The organism is Curtobacterium sp. JUb34, from assembly GCF_003755065.1.
GTDB lineage: Bacteria > Actinomycetota > Actinomycetes > Actinomycetales > Microbacteriaceae > Curtobacterium.
In genome coordinates this window covers 61,203-82,222 of sequence record NZ_RJVH01000004.1, presented here as the reverse complement: position 1 = coordinate 82,222, position 21,020 = coordinate 61,203, and the positions used below count along the sequence as shown (strand labels likewise).

Below are 21,020 nucleotides of genomic sequence, written 5' to 3'. Positions count from 1 at the left end.
GCGTCGATCCGGATCGGCCGTGCCCCCTACGCGGCGCGGTGGGCGACGGGGACTTCGGCGCTGGACGGGTCCGGGTCCGGGTCCGACGGGAGCGTCGGACGCCAGCTGCGACGCAGGGCACCGAGCAGCAGGAACAGGTCCACGATCGGCACACCACCGAGCAGCGCGATCCACGCCGGGGTACCGATGTCGCGGAGTCGTCGTGCGCCGAGCGCCAGGTTCGGGATGGCCGTCAGCACCCACCACACGAACAGCACCCACTGCGACGGCGGCCCCTGGGCGACGACGTGCCAGCCGTCGGGGCTGCCGTTGAGGCTCAGGACGGCCTGGCCGATCCCGAGGAACCCGGGGGTGTTCTGGAAGTCGGTCATCGAGTCGTCGGCATCCGGGATCCCGGTGGCCATCGGCACGAACGTCACGACGAGCCAGACCACGAGCAGGTCGACGGCGCGTGCCCACCAGAACTCGGCCCGGCTCGCTCGGGCACGGCGGAACGTGAACGCCCCCGTCCCGTAGCGGCGGGCGGCGTCGATCGGGCCGCAGCCGAGCCAGGGTTCCGGGTCGCGGTGCACGGCGCCGAGCCTAGCGAGGTCGCGCACGGCCCCGCAGGCCCCCGACCGGGCTACTTGCGTGTGACCCAGCGGGCACGGGCGGAGAGGCCCGCGTGCAGGGCGACCCGCAGCGGCCAGAGCCACCACGCCCGGTACTTCCGCGACAGGAACCGGTACGCGCTGCGGTGGTGCTCGATCTCCATCCGGCGCCGGTTCGACGACGTCGAGTGCGCCCCGGTGTGGGTGACCACGGCCGTCGGCACGTAGACGTTCGCGCGGCCGGAGCGACCGACGCGCTGGCCCAGGTCGACGTCCTCGAAGTACATGAAGTACGACTCGTCGAAGCCGCCGAGCTCGCGGAACAACGACGTCCGGATGAGGAAGCACGCTCCGGACAGCCAGCCGGCCTCGCGCTCGACGACCTGCGTGGTGGACCAGTACCGCTGGCTCCACGGGTTCGCCGGCCAGAACCGCGAGAACGCTGCGTGACCGAGGCCGGTCCGGAGCGACGGCAGCTGGCGTGCGGACGGGTACGTCTCGCCCTGCTCGTCGAGGATCCGCGGTCCGAACGAGCCGCCGGACGGCAGCCGGTCGGCGGCGCGGACGAGTTCGTCGATCGACCCGGGCGCGAGCACGACGTCGGGGTTCGTGACGAGCAGGAACTCGGGCCGGACGTCGGGCAGCACGTCGTCGAGGGCGCTCAGCGCGGCGTCGATGCCCCCGCCGTAGCCGCGGTTGCCCCCGGAGGACACCACGACGGCGCCGTAGGACTCACCGATCGCCCGGAGTGCGTCGATGTCGGCCGACCCGTTGTCGGCGATCACGACGGCCACCGGCTCCGACGAGGCCCCCGCGACGCTCGCCAGGAACGGCCGGATGGTCTCGCCGGTGTTGTAGGTGACCGTCAGCACCGCGACGCGGATCACCGTGCGCCCCCGGCGACGGACTCGTAGGCACCGACGTGCACGGCGGCAGTGGCCTCCCACGTGAACGAAGCGGCCCGGGCCAGCGCGGCCGCCCGGTGCGACGCGACGAGCGACCGATCGTCGAGCAGCCCCGTCATCGCGGACGCCAGCGCGTCGGCGGACGGCTCGGTGTACACGGCTGCATCGCCGCCGACCTCGGGCAGCGACAACCGCCTCGTGGTCAGGACGCACGCGCCGGAGGCCATCGCCTCGACCACCGGCAGGCCGAAGCCCTCGCCGAGTGACGGGTAGACGACGAACTCCGCTCCGCCGAGGTAGCCGGCCAGGTCCTCGAGGGGCAGGTAGCCGGCCTCGATCACGTGCTCGTCGGGCTGCAGGGCGTCGAGGCGAGCGATCGCGGACTCGTCCCAGCCCCGGGCCCCCGACAGGACCAGCCACGGCGTGTCCGCGCCGGCGGCCGCACGCGACGTCCGCACCGTGGCGTAGGCGTCGAGCAGCGCGGTGACGTTCTTCCGCGGTTCGATGGTGCCGAGGAACGCGATCCAGGGCGCCCCCTCGGGCAGGGTCGCGGCGATCCGGGCGTCCTCGACCTCGGCGGTGGACGGCTCGTGGAACACGGCACGGTCGACGCCGAGGGGTGCGACCCGGACGTCGGCGCGGATGCCGGTCACGACCCTGGCGGCCTCGGTCGCGGTGGCCGCGCTCGGGACGATGACCACCGGCCGGGAGCGCAGGGACCGACGGCTCCACCACGTGAAGAACGTGCGCTTCAGGCGGGAGTGCCACTCCGGGTTCGAGAAGAAGGTGGCGTCGTGCAGCGTGACGACGGATCCGCCGCGCCAGCCGAACGGGAACGTGTAGTGCGGGGAGTGCAGCACCTGCGCGCCGAGGCGGCGGCCGAGTGCCGGCAGCCCCGTCTGCTCCCACAGGAACCGGAGCGGCACGGAGTCGGTCCAGCCCGGCGCGGTGTGCACGGTCGCGTGCGGCGCGACGGCGGCGAAGTGCGGAGCGTGCACGGGGCGGACCACCAGGTGGACGTCGAGCGCCGGGTCGGTCAGGTGCGACACGACCCCCTCGACGTAGCGGCCCACACCGCCGAGTTCACGCGGTACCGCGGTCCCGTCGACGAGGACGGTGAGCTGCGGCACGCGTGGGTCCTTCCGAACGGGAGCGCGACGGTCGGGACCGTCGGCGGGGGAGTGACCAGGATAGCCCTCCGCGCTCATGCGCCCGGGTCCACGCTGCGGCGGGGGACGGACGCGCGCCGCGACTCGCGGAGCCGCCGGGCGAGGTGCGACGGGAGCGCCCCGACGACGTCCGCGAACGCTGCCAGGACGAGCCGGGCCTCCCGTCGGGTGGTACCGGACAGCATCCCGCGCAGGCCGCGGAAGAGGGTGCGGGCGCTCGCCCGCAGGACGGTCGGCCACGGAGCGTGCCAGAGCGCGACGACCATCCGGTTGCGGGCGTTGCGGAAGCGGAACAGGTCGCTCTGGACGCCGGACGACGCCGAGTGGTCGTGCTCGACGACGGCGTCGGCGGCGTGTTCCACGCGCCAGCCGCGTCGCCGGAGCCGCCACGCGAGCTCGGTGTCCTCGTAGTACATGAAGAGCGACTCGTCGAGCAGGCCGACGTCGTCGAGGGCGCTCCGCCGGAGCGCGGAGGCGCCGCCGGAGAAGCCGAAGACGTCGACGTCGGCGACCCGGTCGACGGGTGCGAACCAGTCGCGGTCCATGCCGTTGCCGTCGCGGTCGACTCGGACGCCGGTCGAGTTGAGGCGCACCTCGCCGTCGGCCGACGGCGTCCACAGGCGGCCGTCGTGGTCGCGCAGCACGCGCTGGCCGGGTGCGGGCGTCGCACTGACCGGGAGGCCCGTCCAGCGTCCGGCGAGCACGATGCGGCCCGTCACGGCCGCGACCTCGGGCCCCGCCTGCGCCAGGTGGTCGCGGAGCGCCGCGACGAAGCCCGGCGCGGGGACCGCGTCGTTGTTGAGCAGCACGACGACGTCGGCGTCCGCGTGCCGGATGCCGGTGTTCGCGCCGGCTGCGAACCCGTCGTTGTGCTCCCGCGCGACGACGGTGACGTCGGGCAGGGCACGGCGGAGCACGGCGACGGAGTCGTCCGACGAGCCGTTGTCGACGACGACCACCTGGTCGGCCGCACCATCGGCGAGCACGGCACGGACGGCCGCGGTGGTCAGGTCGGCGCGCTCCCAGTTGACGACGACGACCGCGGTGCGGAGCGTGTCGTCGGTGGGGCTCAGTCGAGCTCCTCGATCGAGGGCTGCGCGTAGACGGTGCCGACGGCGTTGTCGAAGGTGGGCACCTCGAACGAGTCGCACTCCGGCATGTCGTGCAGGTGGCGGCCGGCCGAGTCCATCATCGACACGTTGATGAAGTACTTGCCGGTACCGAACGCGGTGTCGGCGATCCGCAGGCGGAGCTTCCGGCGACCGTGCAGCGGCTGCAGTTCGAGGCCCATGATGCCGGTGGTGGTGCCGTAGACGACCTGGCCGCCGGCGTTGTTGATCTGGACCGCGGCCTCCCAGTCGGCGATGCCGTCCAGGTGCTCGAACTCCATGTCCACGACGAGGTCGTCGCCGGGCACGACCTCGGCGCGGGGCTCCTTGCCGTCGACGTGCACGCTCGCGCCGATGACCTTGCCCCGGCCGACGGCGACGTCGGTGCTGAGCTCGCCCTGGCGGCGTTCCTCGAGGACCTCGCGGAACATGCTCACGGCCTGGACGGGATCGCCGTCGTGCAGCACCTTGCCCTTGTTGAGCAGCACCACCCGGTCGCACATCTCCTGCACCTGGCTGAGCGAGTGCGTGACGATGATGATCGTCTTGCCGGCCTCTTGGAAGGTGCGGATGCGGTCGAGGCACTTGCGCTGGAACGCCTCGTCGCCGACGGCCAGGACCTCGTCGACGAGCAGGACGTCGGGGTCGGTGTGCACGGCGACGGCGAACGCGAGTCGCACGTACATGCCCGATGAGTAGAACTTCACCTGGGTGTCGATGAAGTCGCCGATCCCCGAGAACGCCAGGATGTCGTCGAACTTCTCGTCGGTCTGCTTGCGGCTCAGGCCGAGCAGCGACGCGTTGAGGTAGACGTTCTCGCGCCCGGACAGGTCGGGGTGGAAGCCGGCGCCGAGCTCGAGCAGCGCGGCGAGGCGACCGCGGCGGGACACGGTGCCGGAGGTCGGCTGGATGATGCCGCCGATCGCCTTGAGCAGGGTCGACTTGCCGGAGCCGTTCTGGCCGATCAGCCCGACGGTGGAGCCGGCCTGGATCGACACGGTGACGTCGTCGAGGGCCCAGAAGTCCTGGCGGTGCTTCCGGCCGGCACGACCGAGCGTGACGATGCGCTCGCGCAGGGTGTTGTCCTTGCGGACCGTGAAGCGCTTGCGGACGTGGTCGATGACGATCACGTCCGGGCGCTCGGCGGTGCCCTCGGTGGGCGTCGGTGCGACGGGGGTGCTGATGGCCATGGTCTACAGCTCCTGCGCGAAGTTGCCCTGCAGACGGGAGAACACCCGCTGCGCGCCGAGGAGGCAGAGGACACCGATGACGAACGCGATGCCGAGGCGCAGCATCAGGTGGTCCGGGTACGTGACGTCGGCCGGGTCGTGCAGCCAGATCGCGTTCTGCATGCCGAGCACGGACAGCGTCAGCGGGTTGTTCGTGTAGGCCGTGATGAGCCAGTCGGTGTTCACGGTGGCGACCACCCGCGAGTACGAGTACACGATCGGCGAGGCCCAGAGCAGGACCATCAGGCCGACGTCGATGACGAACTGGACGTCGCGCAGGTAGACGTTGAGCGCGGACAGCACCAGACCGATGGCCGCGCCGTAGACGAGGATCACGGCGAGCGAGGGGATCAGGTAGATCAGACCCTCGTGGAACGGGAAGACGCCGATGACCACCGTCGCGGCGAGCAGGATCGCGAACTGGATCGTGAAGTTCACCAGGGCCGCGCCCACGCTGGCGAGCGGGAAGACCTCGCGGGGGACGTAGACCTTCTTGATCAGTCCGGAGTTGCCGACGATCGAGCCGGTCGACCCGGCGACGATCTCGCTGAAGAGCGTGTAGGCGGTCAGGCCGGTGAAGACGTAGATCGCGAAGTTGTCGATGCCGTTGGCGGCGCCGAGGACCTTGCCGATGACGAAGTAGTAGATGAGCAGCTGGGTCAGCGGGCGCACGAGCGTCCACACGAACCCGAGTGCCGAGTCCTTGTACCGCGCCTTCAGGTCGCGTCGGACGAGCATCCCCAGCATCTCGCGCTGCCGGAAGACGTCGCGCAGCTCCCGCCAGGTTCCGCGGAAGGCGCTCGTCGGAGCGCCGATCACGACGAGGGGTTCCTTCGCGAGCGCCGTCATGCGGGCTTGATCGACCATACGTCTCTTCGTTCGTGGGGGCAGGACCGGAACAGCATACTCACCGGGCCCGCGCGGCAGGGATGGGCGACGGCCGTCGTGCACCCCGAGCGGGGGTGATTCCGGACCGATCCAACCCTCAACCTTCACTTTCGGGTTACCGTTGTCGCAACCCGGACCCTTGTCAACATCCACAGGACGGCCCGTCAGCATGCTCCTCGCATCCAGGCCGATCGCTGCGTTCGCGGTGGTCGGTGCCCTCAGTGTTCTCTTGGCCGGTTGTTCCGGTGGTGGCGACGACGCCACCCCGACGCCGTCCGCATCGCCGACCCGCACCGCGAGTCCGACCCCGACCGCCGACGACTCGGCGACCGCGGAGCCCACCGGCACCGCGTCGTCGCCCGCGTCCGAGGCCGCCGACGACCCCACCGCCTCGGACGACGACACCCCCGGTGCCTTCCCGGGGAGCGGCTCGACCAACGAGCCGGACACCGACCCGTCGGACTTCCCGGCCACCGCCGTCGTCACGTACAGCGGCTGGGACACGGCCTCGAAGACGCTGCAGGCCGGCGGACTCGTCTCGGGCACCACCGACACCAGCGGGACCTGCACGTTCACCGCGAAGAAGGGGAGCGTCACGCGCACCGCCACGAGCGCGGCGCAGGCCAGCGCGTCCTCGGTCAACTGCGCGCAGGTCGCGTTCCCCGCGGCCCAGGTCCCCAGCGGCACCTGGTCCGTCACCCTGACCTACGCCGTCGGCTCCGCGTCGACGACGTCCGACCCGATGCCGGCGGAGGTGCCGTGATGCGTTCCATCCAGACCGAGTCGGACGGACGCCGTCGCCGGCCCTTCCGGACGTCCCTCGCGCTCGTCGCGGCGCTCGCCGTCGCCGTCAGCGGGCTGACCTTCGGCACGATCCTGTCCGAGCAGACCACGACCGAGTCCGCCTCGGCCGCCGTCGCCGGCGACTTCGACCCGGGCAACATCATCAGCGACGCCAACTTCTACAACGGCTCGGCGATGAACGCCGCAGCCGTGCAGTCGTTCCTGACGAGCGTCGCCCCGAACTGCAAGAAGGCCTCCGGCGGGCCCGCCTGCCTGAAGGACTTCTCGCAGAAGATGAGCGCGATCGGTGCCGTCTCCGGCCGGTGCAGCGCCATCGCCGGCGGCACCAAGTCGGCCGCGACGATGATCGCCCAGGTCGGTGCCGCGTGCGGCATCAGCCAGAAGGTGCTCCTCGTCCTCCTGCAGAAGGAGCAGGGCATCGTCACGACGTCCTCGCCGACGTCCTACATGTACCTGCACGCCACGGGCTTCGCGTGCCCGGACACCGCGCCCTGCGACCCGGCGTACTTCGGCTTCGGCCAGCAGGTCTACGCCGCGGCCCTGCAGTTCAAGCGCTACCAGGCGTCGCCGACCTCGTGGGCGTACCAGGCGGGTCGCACCAACTCGATCCTCCTCAACCCGAACGCGGCCTGCGGTCGGAAGTCCGTCTACATCCAGAACCAGGCGACCGCGGGGCTGTACATCTACACCCCGTACACGCCGAACACCGCCGCGATGTCGAACCTGTACGGCAGCGGTGACAGCTGCTCGGCGTACGGCAACCGCAACTTCTGGCGGATGTACACCGACTGGTTCGGCTCGGCGACCGGCGGCGGCAACCCGTACGGCAACGTCGACGCCGTCACCCCGAGCTCGACCTCGTCGATCACCGTGAGCGGCTGGGCCGTGGACCCGGACACCACGAACGCGCTCCGCGTCGCGTTCTACGTCGACGGCGCCGGGGCGAAGACCGTCACCGCGAACGTGAACCGGCCCGACCTGTCCGCCACCCTCGGCGCGAACAACCTCAAGCACGGGTTCTCGACCGAGCTGACCGGGCTGAGCGTCGGCAAGCACTCGGTCTGCACCTACGCCATCAACCAGGGCAAGGGCAGCAACACGTTGCTCGGCTGCTACACCCGCACCGTCGTGAGCGCAGCGCCGAAGGGCGCACTCGACACCGTCACCGGCAGCGCGGGCACGATCACCGCGAGCGGCTGGGTCCTCGACCCCGACTCGGCGAAGCCCGCCCCGTGGAAGATCCTGGTCGACGGCGTCAGCAAGGCGACCGGCACGGCCTACCGCACCCGCACCGACGTCGCCAAGGTCTACAAGGGCGTCGGCAGCACCCTCGGGTTCTCGAAGACGATCGGCGGCATCACGCCGGGCACCCGCACCGTGGCGCTCTACACGCAGGACAAGCCCGGCACCGACTACGTGAAGGTCGCGTCGAAGTCCGTCACCGTCAGCGCCCCCACCACCGGCAAGACCGGCAAGACCGGAGCGCTCCGCGGGTCGTACGAGTCCGTCACCGGCGGCGCGGGCACGGCCACGGTGCGCGGGTGGGCGATCGACCCGGACGTGTGGGACCCCGTCAAGTACAAGATCCACGTCGACGGCGTCAGCACGGACAGCGGTACCGCGAACGCCACCCGGACCGACGTCGAGGCAAAGCACCCGTCCTGGGGTTCGGACGTCGGCCTGGCGCTCCGCCTGACCGGGCTGAGCGCCGGCAACCACACCGTGCGGGTCTACTTCCAGGACCTGCCGAGCGGCACCTACAAGAGCTTCGGCACGAAGACCGTCAAGGTGACGTCGGCCACGGCCCCGTCGTCCGGCACCACCGGCAAGACCGGCAAGACCGGCTCGGTGACGGGCTCGTACGAGTCGGTCACCGGCGGCGTCTACAGCGCGACGGTCAAGGGCTGGGCGATCGACCCCGACGTGTGGGACCCGGTCAAGTACAAGATGCACCTGGACGGCGTCGCGATCGCCCCCGGCACGGTCAACGCCAAGCGCACCGACGTCGAGGCGGTCCACCCGGGCTGGGGATCCGACGTCGGGCTGTCCGTGCAGCTCACCGGCCTGAGCGCGGGCACGCACACCGTCCGCGTGTACTACCAGGACCTGCCGAGCGGCACGTACAAGAGCTTCGGCACGAAGTCCTTCACGGTCATCGACCCGCCCGCGACGGGCTCGACCGGCAACGGCGGCGTGGTGAAGGGCTCGTTCGACTCCGTCACCGGCGGCAAGGGGACCATCACCGTCCGGGGCTGGGCGATCGACCCCGACGTCTGGGACCCGGTCAAGTACAAGATGCACCTGGACGGCGTCGCGATCGCACCGGGCACGGTGAACGCGACCCGCACGGACGTGCAGAAGAACTACCCGAACTGGGGTTCCGACGTCGGGCTGTCGCGGGTGCTCACCGGGCTGAAGCCCGGCACGCACACCGTTCGCGTCTACTACCAGGACCTGCCGAGCGGGACGTACAAGAGCTTCGGCACGAAGACGGTGACCGTGCAGTAGACGGTTGCCGAGACGGACGGGAGGCCCGTGGCGGATCCGCCACGGGCCTCCCGTCCGTTCCGTGGTCGCGACGTCAGTGCTGTCTGGACGTCAGCGGCGCACGCGCCGGGCCATCAGGCCCACGCCGTGCAGCAGCCGGTACTCGGGGGAGCGGGTGAGGCCCGCGAACCGCGCCGCGATCTGGTCGCGCTCCGCCTCGGCCCGGCGGCGGGCGGTGTCGTACGCGCCGACCTGCTGCTCCGACGCGACCAGTCGCCGGTTGATGTCCTGCACCCCGGCCAGGTGGACGTCGCGGTCGTGCTCGGCCTGCCGCAGGACCTCGCGCTGCGCGGTCGCCCAGCGCAGGAACGCGTTCCGCTCGCCGGACCGACCCGACGCGATCGCGACGGCCGCGTCGAGGACCGGACCGACCTGCTCGGCGCGCGCCCTAAACGAGTGCCGCTCGACGACCACGGCACGGAGCCGTGCCGTCAGGGCCGTGCGCTCGGCGCGGGGCATCGCGAGCACCCGCTCGAGCGAGGCGGCGTCGTCGAAGACCGGCACGTCGGACAGGCCGAGCTCGTCGAGGCCGAGCGCGCAGTCCGTCACGGGCAGCGCCCCGGACGCGAGTGCTTCGTACAGGCGGGAGTTCAGGGTGCCGTACTCGGCGGCCGGAGCGATCACGTCGTCGACGACGAAGCCGGCGGCGCGGTACACCTCGGGCAGCGCGAAGTAGGACACCGCGGGACGCAGCTCGACGCCGGCCGTGGCCTCGACGTGGTCGACGTTCGCGGCGAACCACACGATCGGCTCGGGCGGCGCGACCTCGGCGAGCACGTCCTGCACGCGGCGGCGGACACCCCAGAAGTTGACGGTCGTGACGGCACGGTCGGTGCGCTCGGGCGCGGTCGCTGCCGCGGTGGTGCCGGCCCCGCGCGGACGCTCGTCGGTGAACAGGTCCAGGTCGACGCCGATCGGGACCACCTCGACGGGTCCGTCGTACTGCGCGGCGACGGCGTCGCGGGCGATGCCGGACGACGTCCACACCGCGTCGAACTCGTCGAGGTAGGGCAGCGCCGCCCACTTCGCCGTCCAGTTGCGCACCCACGCGACGAGCGCGGTGCCGGCGGGGACGTACCCGGGGACGAACGACTCGATCATGCTGACCACGACGGCGGTGTCGGCGGGGACCTCCTCGCCCCAGCGCTCGAGCGGCCACATCGCGACGCCCCAGCCCTCGGCGCGGAGCGCCCGCGCGAGCCCGAGCGCGACGAACAGGTCGCCCTTGCCCTCGGTCGGGTCGGCCGTGGAGACCGCGAACCGGACGGTGCCGCGCGGTCCCTCGGCGTGCGCACCGGCCGCGATGGCCGCGTACTCCTGCGCAAGGGGCGAGGACAGGGGAGTGTTCGGGATCACTGCGGCAGTCACGCGGCCCATTCTGCACGAATCGGCGGCGGCCACAGGGGAGTGGCGGGGCGCGCCTTGTAGGGTGTCATCGGCTCGCGGCACCCCGTGGGCCGAGCCACCGATCCGCGCCCGTGCGCGGCAGCTGCTGGAGGAACTCGCGTGACAGAGCGCAAGCCGGGAGTCGTGTCCGTCATCCTCGTGAACTACAAGGGCACGGATGACACCCTGACGAGCATCGCGGAACTCCGCAAGCAGGACTGGCCGCAGGACAAGCTCGAGGTGATCGTCGTCGAGAACGGCTCCGGTCCGGAGCACCTCGGCCGGCTGCAGGCCTCCGACCTCGACTTCACCCTGGTCGACGCCGGCGCCAACCTCGGCTTCACCGGCGGCTGCAACCTCGGCGTCGAGAAGTCCTCCGGCGAGGTCGTGGCGTTCCTCAACAACGACGCCCGCCCGGACACCGGTTGGGTGCGCGAGGCGATGGCCACGTTCGCGTCGGGCGCCGACATCGGTGCCGTGGCGTCGAAGGTCCTCGACTGGGAGGGCGTGAACATCGACTTCACCGAGGCCGCGATGACCTGGTACGGCATGGGCTACAAGCCGTTCGCCGGGTCGCCGGACACCGGCCGCTGGGAGAGCGAGACCGACGTCCTGTTCGGCACCGGCGCCGCGATGTTCATCCGCGCCGAGCTCTTCGAGCAGCTCGACGGCTTCGACGACCGCTACTTCATGTTCTACGAGGACGTCGACCTGGGCTGGCGGCTCAACCTGCTCGGTTGGCGCTTCCGGTACCAGCCGAAGTCGGTCGCGTTCCACAAGCACCACGCGTCCATGAACAAGTTCGGCGACTTCCGCGAGACCTACCTGCTCGAGCGGAACGCCCTCTTCACGCTGTACAAGAACCTCGGTGACGAGCAGCTCGCCGCCGCCCTGCCCGGCTCCCTGGCGCTCGCCGTCCGCCGTGCCGTGGGTCGCGGGGAGCTCGACTCCACCGAGCTCGACCTGCGGAACCCCGGCGACGACAGTGTCCCCACCATCCCGGTGCCGAAGACGAGCATGGCCGGCATCTACGGCGTCGACCAGTTCGTCGAGCAGCTGCCGTCGATGACCGAGTCGCGCCGTGCGATCCAAGCCACGCGGGTCCGCAGCGACCGCGAGCTCCTGCGCCTGTTCGGCAACCGCGACGAGCCCGCGTACCCGATCGAGAACTACCTGGCCGGTTACGACAAGATCGTGCACTCGCTCGGCGTGCTCGAGGTCGGCACCCGTCGTCGCATCCTCATCATCACGGGCGACTCGATCGGCGCGAAGATGGCCGGTCCGGCGATCCGCGCCACCCAGATGGCGAAGCAGCTCGCGTCCGAGCACGACGTGCGCGTGGTCAGCCTGACCCGCTCGTCGCAGATCGACCCGTCGTACGAGGTCGTCACCGTGCCGCACCGCCACCCGCGCCAGATGGTCGAGCACGAGGGCTGGGCCGACGTCATCATCGTGCAGGGCCACGCGCTCCGGCTGTTCCCGGTGCTCGAGTCGACGAGCAAGATCCTGGTCGTCGACGTGTACGACCCGCTGCACCTCGAGCAGCTCGAGCAGGGCCGCAGCGACGACGTCGACCAGTGGAACCGCCAGATCCTCGACGCCTCGGACACGCTCAACCACCAGCTCGAGCTCGGCGACTACTTCATCTGCGCGTCGGAGCGCCAGCGCATGTTCTGGCTCGGCCAGCTCGCCGGCTCCGGCCGGGTGAACGCGCGGACGTACTCGCGCGACGCCGACCTCCGCTCGCTCATCGGCGTCGTGCCGTTCGGGCTGTCCTCCACCCCGCCGGTGCACGACCAGCCGCGGGTCAAGGGCGTCGTGCCGGGCATCGGCAAGAACGACAAGCTCGTCGTCTGGGGCGGTGGCATCTACGACTGGTTCGACCCGATCACGCTGGTCCGCTCGATCGCGCAGCTCGCCGCACGCCGACCGTCCGTGAAGCTCTTCTTCATGGGCGTGCAGCACCCGAACCCCGACGTGCCCGAGATGGACATCGTCGCGAAGGTCCGTGCCGAGGCCGACGCCCTCGGCCTGACCGGCAAGCACGTGTTCTTCAACGACTCGTGGATCCCGTACGAGGAGCGTGGCGCGTACCTGCTCGAGGCCGACGCCGGTGTCTCGACGCACTACGAGCACCTCGAGACCACGTTCTCGTTCCGGACCCGCATCCTCGACTACCTGTGGGCGCGCCTGCCGATCGTCACGACGGCCGGCGACTCCTTCGGCGACCTGGTCGCCGAGGAACAGCTCGGCGTCGCGGTGCACGAGCAGGACGTCGACGGCCTGGCCACGGCGCTCGAGACGGCGCTCTTCGACAAGAAGGCCCGGGCCCGGTTCATCGCCAACGTCGACCGTGTGCGCGAGCAGTTCACATGGGAGAACGTCCTGGCGCCGCTCGTCGAGTTCTGCCGGAACCCGATCCGCGCGGCGGACAAGTCGGTGCGCGACACCAGCACGAAGCTCGCGCCCCACACGATGCGCGTGCGCGTGCCGGACCGCAAGAAGCTCTCCGGCGTCCGCTACGACGTCGGGCGCGCGGTGCACTACTTCCGCACCGAGGGCCCGCGCAGCGTCGCGGGGAAGATCAAGCGACGCCTCGGCAACCGGTGAACCCAGCCGAGACGACGGCCCTCGTCGTCGTCCCGACGTACGACGAGGCCGAGAACATCCGCGCCATCGCCGACGCGATCCTGACGGCGTCGCCCGGTGTCCACCTGCTGGTCGTCGACGACGGCAGCCCGGACGGCACCGGCGACATCGTGCGGTCCCTGGCGGCCGCCGACGACCGGGTGCACCTGCTGCAGCGCTCCGGCAAGCTCGGACTCGGCACGGCCTACGTCGCCGGGTTCCGGTGGGGGCTCGAGCGCGGCTACCCGCTGCTCGTCGAGATGGACGCGGACGGCTCGCACCCGGCCGACCGGTTGCCCGTGCTCATCGACGCGGTCACCGCCTCGGACGACGTCCTGCTCGCGATCGGGTCGCGCTGGGTACCCGGGGGATCGGTCGTCGACTGGCCGCTCCGCCGGCAGGCCCTGAGCCGCGGTGCGAACACGTACGCGCGGCTGGTGCTCGGGATCCACGTGCGGGACATCACCGCCGGGTACCGGGTCTACCGCTCCGACGCGATCGCGCGGATGGACCTCGGGTCGATCGACTCGAAGGGGTACTGCTTCCAGGTCGACATGACGCTGCGCGTGGACGCCCTGGGCGGCCGCATCGTCGAGGTGCCGATCCGGTTCCGTGACCGCGTGCACGGGGTCTCGAAGATGAGCCGCTCCATCGTGGTCGAGGCGATGCTCCGCGTCACGCAGTGGGGCCTGCAGCGCCGCCTGGGTCGCCCCACCCGCCCGTAGCGCGCGCGCCCCCGCCCGCGCCCTCCCGCGCTCGCCGTGCGCCCCGCGTGCGGCCGTGCGCCCCGCGTGCGGCCCCGAGGTTCCGAAATCTTGGAACCTCGGCGCTCCCACCGCCGTTCCGCGGAACCTCGGCGGCACACGGGCGGCGTGTTCTGGAACCTCGGTGATCTGCGCACGAGCAGGCACGGCGTCGGCGGTGGCTGGCGCATCGTGAGCAGAAACGGTCGGGTCGCTGTGCCGGACTCGACCGATCCTGCTCACGATGTGCGGCTCCGGACCGCGTGGCGTGCCGGACGGGAGGCCCTGGTCGGGCCCGCCACGGGCCTCCCGTCCGGCGCCCTGCCCGCTCACCCCCCCCCGTTCGGTGAGCAGGAATGGTCGGGTCGCCGCGGCGGACTCGACCATTCCTGCTCACGAAGCGCGCCGCGCCCCGCGCCGCGGCACCTACGCCCGCGGCAGGTGCCGGCGCCACGAGCGCCGCCGCGCCGCGATCACGAGCACCGTCACGAAGAACATCAGGCCCGCTCCGTGCAGCAGGTAGCTCTCGGCCGCGCTCGTCACCGCGAGGAGCACGAGCACCGCGGCCGGCCACACGTAGGCGACCCCGGGGAACGTCGTCGCCGTCACCCATGCCCGCGCGAAGGCCAGCAGCGCGGCGATGCCGAGGATGATCGTGCCCGCCACCCCGAGCTGCAGCCAGGCGTCGACGAACGCGTTGAGGCCCGAGGTGAACCGTGCGCCGGCCGGATCGATGAGCGTGACGTAGGGCACGACGGGCTCGGTCGGCCACGTCCCGACCCACCCCCAGCCCTGGATCGGGTACCGCTCGGTCAGGACCCGGATCTGCGACCACAGGTCGATGCGCGTCGCGGTGCCCCCGGCCGCGCCGATCTCGGCGAGCAGGCGGTGCCGGGCGAACACCGCCACCACCAGCGTGAGCAGGACCGCGGAGCCGAGGACGCCGTTGACCACCGGTCTGGTGGCGGGCCGCGCGTGCCGGAGCGACCAGAGGGCCAGGGCGGTGACGGCGAGGGCGATCATCGCGAGGCCCGTGATGGGGGACTGCACGAGCATGAGGGCGATGACGGCGAGGGCGGTCGAGCCGATCGCGCGCCACATGGTCACGGAGCGGGTGAGGAACTCGACGACGAAGGTGACCAGGGCCATCGCGGCGATGAAGCCCATGAAGTTGCGCGTCCCGCCGATGCCCTGGATCGGGCCGCCGTACGCGATGTCGCCGCGGATCCCGAAGGCCGGCAGCGGGACGTCGAGCACCAGTCCGGACAGCACTTCGAGCCCGAGGGCGACGACGAGCAGGATCCGGAACGCGTCACCGGACGCCCGGATCACCTGCACCAGGTCCCGCCCGAGGGCCAGGTACAGCCCGAGCCCGATGAAGCAGACGGTCTGCACGAGCCCGCGCAGGGCGACCCAGGAGTACTCGCTCCAGAGCACGCTCAACGCGCAGTACCCGACGAACGCCAGCAGCGAGAGGGGGAGCACGCCGTGCCACTCGATCCGGTACCGCTGCCCGAGCAGGCTCAGCCCGGCGAGCACGAACAGCGTGACGAGCACGGCCCACGTGCCGGACCGGCCGACCAGTGCCTGCACGGTCGGCTGCCCGAACCCGAACAGCACGATGACCGTCGCGAGCGCCTGGCTGAACCGTCCACCGGCCGAGAAGCCGATCCAGGCGGAGAGGTACCGGCGCCCGAGCACGTGTCTGCTCACCCGGCCGTCCGTCACGCGTCCATCTTGGCGTACGACCTTGTGACGAGCCGCCCGCATCGCGGAAACGCGGTATCGACGATCCGCGGTGTGGCGTCATCGACGATGCGCGATGCTCACCTAGCTTCACTGCAATGGACCCCCTGCGGAGGGCCGCCGGCCTGCCGCTGGTCGCGGTCGTCATCGCCTTCGCCACCGCCGCGCTCGCCTGGTACCGGCTCGGTCCCGTGCCGCGCAACACCGTCTGGGCCGAGGACGGCGGGGTCTTCCTGCGGGAACGCATCGCCCTCGGCCCCGTGGACACCCTGCTGCACCCGTACGCCGGGTACGTCCACCTGCTGCCCCGGATGGTGGTCGACCTCGGCTACGCGCTGCCGACCGCCCGATACGCCCAGGTCGTCTCGCTGTCGTCCTGCCTGGTCGTCGGCGCCGTGTGCGCGCTGGTCTTCGTCCTGTCCCGCGACGTGGTCCGACCGTGGCCGTTCCGCCTGGTGCTCGCCGCCGTCCCCGTCGTGCTGCCGCTCGCGCCCTACGAGATCAGCGGGAACGCCGCGAACCTGCACTGGTACCTGCTCGTGCTGGTGCCGTGGGTGTTCGCCCACCGCAGCCGGACCTGGTGGGGCGCAGCCGCGCTCGCCGTGGTGGCCGGACTCGCGGTGCTCACCGAGCCGCAGGCGATCCTCTTCACGCCGCTGCTCCTGCTCGCGTGGCCCCGGCGGCGCGCTGCGTCGGGAGGGGCCCGCCACGCGCGCCTGCTGCCGCTGCCCGTCACGGTCGTGGCGCTCGCCGCGGCCGTCGTCCAGGTCGTCACGACCCTCACCCACCCGCGCGACCTGACACCCGGTGCTCCGGCGTTCCGCGACGTGCTCGCCGGGTTCCTGCTCCGGCCCGTCGCCGGCGCGTGGGACCCGCACCTCGGCGAGGTGGTCGCCACGGTCGTGGAGCACGGCTGGGCTCCCGTCCTGGTGCCGGCCGGCGCACTGGTGCTGGTCCTGGCCGCGGGCGTCGTCGTCGGACCGCCCCGCAGTCGGTGGATGGTCGTCGCGCTGGCGGTCGCGTCCGGTGCCGTGTGGTGGGCGGCCCTGCTCGCGAACGACGGTGCCGGGCAGCCGTGGGCGGACCCCACCTCCGCCATGGCGGCGATCCCGCCGCAGCGCTACGCCGCGGCGTCCGGCCTGCTGCTCGTCAGTGCCGCGGTGGTCGCCGCCGCCGCGCTGGTGGACGCCGACCGGTGGTCGCGTGTCGCGCAGCGGACGGGAGGCACGGGTCGCCTCGTCGGGGCGCTGGTCGCCTGGTGCGTGGTCGCCGCCGTCGTCACGGCCGCCGTCCTGCACGTCGCGCCCGCGGACACCCGGCGCAGTGACGGGCCGGTGTGGGCGGAGCAGCTGCCCGCCGCCGCCGAGGCGTGTCGCGCCGACCCGACGCTCGAGGTCGTGCGGGTGCGGTCGAACCCGTGGTCGTCACCGGTCGCGTGCGCCTGGCTGTTCCGCTGACACCGGACCGCTGACCGCCGGCCGTCCGCTGCTCAGCGCGTGGTGGCCCAGCGGAACTCGCGCTTCGCCGGCGGGGTGCGCGGGCCGTCGCCGGTCGAGGTCGGTTCCTCGCCGGTCAGGACGATCCGGGTCTTGATCGCGATGAGCGCGAAGAGCACCCAGTTCCCCTGGTAGAGCAGCCGGGACTCGGCGACGGACTGCACGAGCAGTGCGACGACGACGAGCAGCGGCAGGAGCGACACCGGGTCGAACGTGCGCGGACGGAGCGCGGCGTCGTAGCCGATCCGGGTCGCGCACGCCCACGAGCGCGACAGCGTCGTGACGACGTAGAGCAGGAACAGGACGAGCCCGATGATGCCGGTCTGCATCCAGACGTCCAGGTAGGCGTCGTGTGCCTGCAGGTACGTGACGCCCTTGCGGTGGGCCAGGTCGGCCAGGGTCGGGATGCCGGGCCACCAGTAGCCGATCCACCCCCAGCCGACGACGGCGTGCTGGTCGATGAGGCCGAGGACCTTCGCCCAGATCTCACCGCGTCCGGTCGCGTCAGACCCCTTGCCGAGCAGTTCGGAGACCGGCCCCCGGAGCACGAACGCCGCGGCGGCGACGACGACCGCGCCGACCGCGAGCAGCAGGTACCGCGGGGTGCGTCGCTCCGTCGGGACCCGGCGCATCCACACGGCGACCAGGGCGACGACGGCGACGACCAGCGCGGCCGCGAAGACCGTGGACGAGCGGGTGAGCACGAACCCGAGGGCGGCGACCACGAGCCAACCGGTGGCCCGCTGCCGACGCACCCGGCCCTCGGCGAGCTGCAGCACGACGACGATCGCGACGAGCAGCGCGACCATCGCCAGCAGGTTCGCGTTGCCGGGCAGCCCCTGGATGCGGCCGCCGGTGAAGAGCTCGGCGCGCGAGAAGTAGAACGCGTCCGGGATGTCGGCGTCGCCGTAGTCGGTCCAGATCGGCGCGATGGGGTGCCGCACGAACACGGCGACGACGGCCTCGAACAGGATCGAGAGCAGCAGCACCCAGCGGAGCGCGAGGCTGAGCGCGTCGAGGATGCGGCGCCAGGTCAGGGTGGAGGCGATCGTGAAGGCCACCGCGGCGCAGATCACCTGCACGGTCAGGCTCGAGATCGTCGCGAACCGCCAGTGCGACCAGACGACCGACAGCAGGCACCACGCCAGGAAGGCCCAGAGCGGCCAGGGGGAGCGCACGAGCGGCGGCTTCGCCCGGACCAGGATCGTGATGCCCCAGGCGGCCACGAGCGCCCACAGGATGCCAGCGCCGACCCAGGTGAGGGTGTTCGGCACCGCGTCGCCGGCGAAGAGCACGAAGATCGTGGTCGCACCGAAGGCGAACGCCTCGCGCTCGGGTACGGTCCCGCGTGCCAGCGGCCAGGTGTTCGTCACGACGTCAGGCTACCGGCGGCGGGCGGCCACGGAGTCCCCGGATCCCGCCGGTAGGCTCTCGGCCATGTTCCTCGGCATCACGAACACCCCCCGCGACTACGCCTGGGGCTCGGTCACCGCGATCCCCGAGCTCCTCGGTCGCACCGTCACCGGCGCCCCGCAGGCAGAGCTCTGGCTCGGTGCGCACCCGGGCAGCCCGAGCGTGGTCGTCAACCCGGCGATGGTCGGCGGTGCCGACACCCTGCTCGACTGGATCGCCGCCGAGCCGCAGGACGCCCTGGGCGGCGACCGCACCGGTCTGCCGTTCCTGCTGAAGGTGCTCGCAGCGGCCGCGCCCCTTTCCTTGCAGGCGCATCCGACCCCGGAGCAGGCCGAGGCCGGCTTCGCGCGTGAGGAACGCGAGGGCATCGCGATCGACGACCCGGCGCGCAACTACAAGGACCCGTTCCCGAAGCCCGAGCTCGTCGTCGCCCTGAGCGAGCGGTTCGAGGCACTGAGCGGCTTCCGTCCGGTCGAGGAGACCCTGGCCGAGGTCCGCGTGCTCGACGCCGGCAGCGGTCGGCTCGGTCCGCTCGAGGTGCACCTGGCGCACGGGCTCGAGGACACCGTCCGCTGGCTCGAGACCGCCGACGACTCCGCGCTCGCCGTGGTGCAGGCGGCGAGCGACCTCGCCGTCGCCCTCGACGACGACCTCCTCACCCCGAACACGGCCACGGTCCGCGACCTGGCGACCAGCTGGCCCGGCGACCCCGGCATCGTCGTCTCCCTGCTCATGCACCGGGTGACCCTCACCGCGGGGCAGGCCATGTACCTGCCCGCCGGCAACATCCACGCCTACCTCGACGGACTCGGCATCGAGCTGATGGCACCGTCCGACAACGTGCTGCGCGGCGGGCTGACGCCGAAGCACGTCGACGTGCCCGAGCTCCTGCACGTGCTCGACTTCACGGCGTACCCGGCACCGGTCCTCGAGCCCGAGCGACTGGCCCCCGGCGTGGACCGCTTCGCACCCGAGGGCGTCGGCTTCGCGCTCCTGCGCGTCGACGGGGACGGACGACCGGTCGGGCTGAGCACCGGCGGGGTCGCTCCGCTGTCCGGCCCGTCGATCGCCATCTGCACCGAGGGCGTCGTGACGCTCGTCGGCGCGACGTCCGCGACGCTGCTCCGCAAGGGCGAGTCCTGCTTCATCACGCCGGACGAGGGCGACGTCACGGTGGAGGCCGACTCGTCGAACGGCGTCACGTCGACGGTGTTCATCGCGACCGGCCACTAGGGGCACAGGCCGGGGCCCGGCGTGGAGCCGCACGCCCTGGCGCGGTCCCGCACACCGGCCCCGGGGCGTCTCGTTCGTCCGCTAGCGTGGCGACCATGAGTTGGCTGGTCACCGGCGGTGCCGGGTACATCGGGTCCCACGTCGTCCGAGCACTGCGCTCGGCCGGCATCGACACGGTCGCGTTCGACGACCTCTCGAGCGGCTTCCGCGCGTTCGTGCCGGACGACGTGCCGTTCGTCGAGGGCACGATCCTGGACGGCGACCTCGTCGCCCGCACCCTGCGGGAGCACGACGTCACCGGTGTGGTGCACGTCGCGGGCTTCAAGTACGCCGGCGTCTCGGTCGAGCGCCCGCTGCACACCTACGAGCAGAACGTCACCGGCATGGCGACGCTGCTCCGCGCGATGGCCGAGAACGGCGTCACGAAGGCCGTCTTCTCGTCGAGCGCCGCGGTGTACGGCACCCCGGACGTCGACGTCGTCGTCGAGTCCACCCCGAAGGCGCCGGAGTCCCCGTACGGCGAGTCGAAGCTCATCGGCGAGTGGCTGCTGCGCGACATGGAGGTCGCGGCCGGCTTCACCACGACCTCGCTCCGGTACTTCAACGTCGTCGGGTCCGGCGAGCCCGACCTGTACGACGCCAGCCCGCACAACCTGTTCCCGCTCGTGTTCGACGCGCTGCTGGCCGGTCGCACCCCGCGGATCAACGGCGACGACTACGCGACCCCGGACGGCACCTGCGTCCGCGACTACATCCACGTCGCCGACCTCGCACACTCGCACGCCGTCGCGGCGCAGAAGCTCGAGGCGGGGGAGCCGCTCGAGCAGGCGTACAACCTCGGCAGCGGCGACGGTGTGAGCGTCCGGCAGATCATGGACGCCATGGCGAAGGGCACCGGGATCGCCTTCGAGCCGGAGATCGCGCCGCGCCGCCCCGGCGACCCGGCGCGCATCGTGGCGACCGGCGAGGCCGCGACGCGTGACCTGGACTGGGCAATGCGACACACCCTGGACGAGATGGTCACGAGCGCGTGGGAGGCCCGCCGCAGCGCCTCGTAGCGGCTGAGGACGTGTCAGCTGTCCCCCGGAACCCCGACAGAACGGGCGCGACACGCCCAGACGGGGGACATGACAC

16 protein-coding genes are annotated in these 21,020 nt (G+C 71.9%); 7 read left to right on the top strand and 9 right to left on the bottom strand.

Annotated elements, in window-relative coordinates:
- Window positions 1–26: 26 nt before the first annotated feature.
- From EDF63_RS14375 to EDF63_RS14350, 6 genes are all read right to left on the bottom strand, one after another.
- Window positions 27–572 (bottom strand): DUF805 domain-containing protein, encoded by a 546-nt coding sequence (locus tag EDF63_RS14375; protein WP_185021440.1) that lies wholly within the window; start codon window positions 570–572, stop codon window positions 27–29.
- A 50-nt stretch (window positions 573–622) separates the two neighbouring features.
- Window positions 623–1,477, bottom strand: a complete 855-nt coding sequence (locus EDF63_RS14370) for a glycosyltransferase family 2 protein (RefSeq protein ID WP_123313718.1) — start codon at window positions 1,475–1,477, stop codon at window positions 623–625.
- Window positions 1,474–2,625 carry a glycosyltransferase family 1 protein gene (locus tag EDF63_RS14365; RefSeq protein WP_221180572.1) on the bottom strand — a complete coding sequence of 384 codons (1,152 nt, stop codon included), beginning with the start codon at window positions 2,623–2,625 and terminating at the stop codon, window positions 1,474–1,476. The genes EDF63_RS14370 and EDF63_RS14365 overlap by 4 nt, the downstream gene beginning before the upstream one ends.
- A gap of 74 nt (window positions 2,626–2,699) precedes the next feature.
- Complete coding sequence (locus EDF63_RS14360) at window positions 2,700–3,815, bottom strand: glycosyltransferase family 2 protein (protein ID WP_221180571.1); 1,116 nt, start codon at window positions 3,813–3,815, stop codon at window positions 2,700–2,702.
- Window positions 3,734–4,963, bottom strand: coding sequence for an ABC transporter ATP-binding protein (locus EDF63_RS14355; RefSeq protein ID WP_123313716.1), 1,230 nt, complete (start codon window positions 4,961–4,963; stop codon window positions 3,734–3,736). Before EDF63_RS14355 ends, EDF63_RS14360 begins: the two co-directional genes overlap by 82 nt.
- Before the next feature lie 3 nt (window positions 4,964–4,966).
- Entirely contained in the window at window positions 4,967–5,869 is a 903-nt protein-coding gene (locus EDF63_RS14350; RefSeq protein WP_123313715.1) for an ABC transporter permease, read from the bottom strand.
- 190 nt (window positions 5,870–6,059) lie between these two features.
- Between EDF63_RS14350 and EDF63_RS14345 the strand changes: the two genes are divergently transcribed.
- Both EDF63_RS14345 and EDF63_RS14340 read left to right on the top strand, forming a co-directional pair.
- The gene (locus EDF63_RS14345; RefSeq protein ID WP_123313714.1) at window positions 6,060–6,653 is read left to right on the top strand and encodes a hypothetical protein; all 594 of its coding nucleotides are present in this window, start codon (window positions 6,060–6,062) and stop codon (window positions 6,651–6,653) included.
- Window positions 6,653–9,202: a hypothetical protein gene (locus EDF63_RS14340; RefSeq protein WP_123313713.1), complete on the top strand. Its 2,550-nt coding sequence runs from the start codon at window positions 6,653–6,655 to the stop codon at window positions 9,200–9,202. Before EDF63_RS14345 ends, EDF63_RS14340 begins: the two co-directional genes overlap by 1 nt.
- A 90-nt stretch (window positions 9,203–9,292) precedes the next feature.
- Here the strand turns inward: EDF63_RS14340 and EDF63_RS14335 are convergent, their stop codons facing one another.
- Window positions 9,293–10,609 (bottom strand): glycosyltransferase, encoded by a 1,317-nt coding sequence (locus tag EDF63_RS14335; protein ID WP_148061794.1) that lies wholly within the window; start codon window positions 10,607–10,609, stop codon window positions 9,293–9,295.
- A 138-nt stretch (window positions 10,610–10,747) separates the two neighbouring features.
- Here EDF63_RS14335 and EDF63_RS14330 point away from each other — a divergent pair, with 138 nt between their 5' ends.
- Together EDF63_RS14330 and EDF63_RS14325 are read left to right on the top strand one after the other, a co-directional pair.
- Window positions 10,748–13,237 carry a glycosyltransferase gene (locus tag EDF63_RS14330; RefSeq protein WP_123313711.1) on the top strand — a complete coding sequence of 830 codons (2,490 nt, stop codon included), beginning with the start codon at window positions 10,748–10,750 and terminating at the stop codon, window positions 13,235–13,237.
- Window positions 13,234–13,980: a polyprenol monophosphomannose synthase gene (locus tag EDF63_RS14325; protein ID WP_123313710.1), complete on the top strand. Its 747-nt coding sequence runs from the start codon at window positions 13,234–13,236 to the stop codon at window positions 13,978–13,980. Before EDF63_RS14330 ends, EDF63_RS14325 begins: the two co-directional genes overlap by 4 nt.
- Before the next feature lie 444 nt (window positions 13,981–14,424).
- On the opposite strand, the gene EDF63_RS14320 is transcribed toward EDF63_RS14325, so the two are convergent.
- Window positions 14,425–15,711, bottom strand: a complete 1,287-nt coding sequence (locus EDF63_RS14320; protein WP_148061793.1) for an O-antigen ligase — start codon at window positions 15,709–15,711, stop codon at window positions 14,425–14,427.
- Window positions 15,712–15,842: 131 nt separating this feature from the next.
- Between EDF63_RS14320 and EDF63_RS14315 the strand changes: the two genes are divergently transcribed.
- A complete protein-coding gene (locus EDF63_RS14315) occupies window positions 15,843–17,201 on the top strand; it encodes a hypothetical protein (protein WP_123313708.1) in 1,359 nt (452 codons plus the stop codon).
- A gap of 32 nt (window positions 17,202–17,233) precedes the next feature.
- On the opposite strand, the gene EDF63_RS14310 is transcribed toward EDF63_RS14315, so the two are convergent.
- Window positions 17,234–18,613, bottom strand: a complete 1,380-nt coding sequence (locus EDF63_RS14310) for an O-antigen ligase (protein WP_123313707.1) — start codon at window positions 18,611–18,613, stop codon at window positions 17,234–17,236.
- 64 nt (window positions 18,614–18,677) lie between these two features.
- Between EDF63_RS14310 and manA the strand changes: the two genes are divergently transcribed.
- Window positions 18,678–19,886 carry a mannose-6-phosphate isomerase, class I gene (gene manA, locus EDF63_RS14305; protein WP_123313706.1) on the top strand — a complete coding sequence of 403 codons (1,209 nt, stop codon included), beginning with the start codon at window positions 18,678–18,680 and terminating at the stop codon, window positions 19,884–19,886.
- A gap of 95 nt (window positions 19,887–19,981) precedes the next feature.
- Entirely contained in the window at window positions 19,982–20,944 is a 963-nt protein-coding gene (gene galE, locus EDF63_RS14300) for a UDP-glucose 4-epimerase GalE (protein WP_123314068.1), read from the top strand.
- Window positions 20,945–21,020: the final 76 nt, after the last annotated feature.

Excerpts from the sequence above, each read along its gene's own strand:
- EDF63_RS14340 (WP_123313713.1), top strand. The coding sequence starts at position 6,653 with ATGCGTTCCATCCAGACCGAGTCGGACGGACGCCGTCGCCGGCCCTTC.
- EDF63_RS14345 (WP_123313714.1), top strand. The coding sequence starts at position 6,060 with ATGCTCCTCGCATCCAGGCCGATCGCTGCGTTCGCGGTGGTCGGTGCC.
- manA (WP_123313706.1), top strand. The coding sequence starts at position 18,678 with ATGTTCCTCGGCATCACGAACACCCCCCGCGACTACGCCTGGGGCTCG.
- EDF63_RS14355 (WP_123313716.1), bottom strand. The coding sequence starts at position 4,963 with ATGGCCATCAGCACCCCCGTCGCACCGACGCCCACCGAGGGCACCGCC.
- EDF63_RS14350 (WP_123313715.1), bottom strand. The coding sequence starts at position 5,869 with ATGGTCGATCAAGCCCGCATGACGGCGCTCGCGAAGGAACCCCTCGTC.
- EDF63_RS14315 (WP_123313708.1), top strand. The coding sequence starts at position 15,843 with ATGGACCCCCTGCGGAGGGCCGCCGGCCTGCCGCTGGTCGCGGTCGTC.
- galE (WP_123314068.1), top strand. The coding sequence starts at position 19,982 with ATGAGTTGGCTGGTCACCGGCGGTGCCGGGTACATCGGGTCCCACGTC.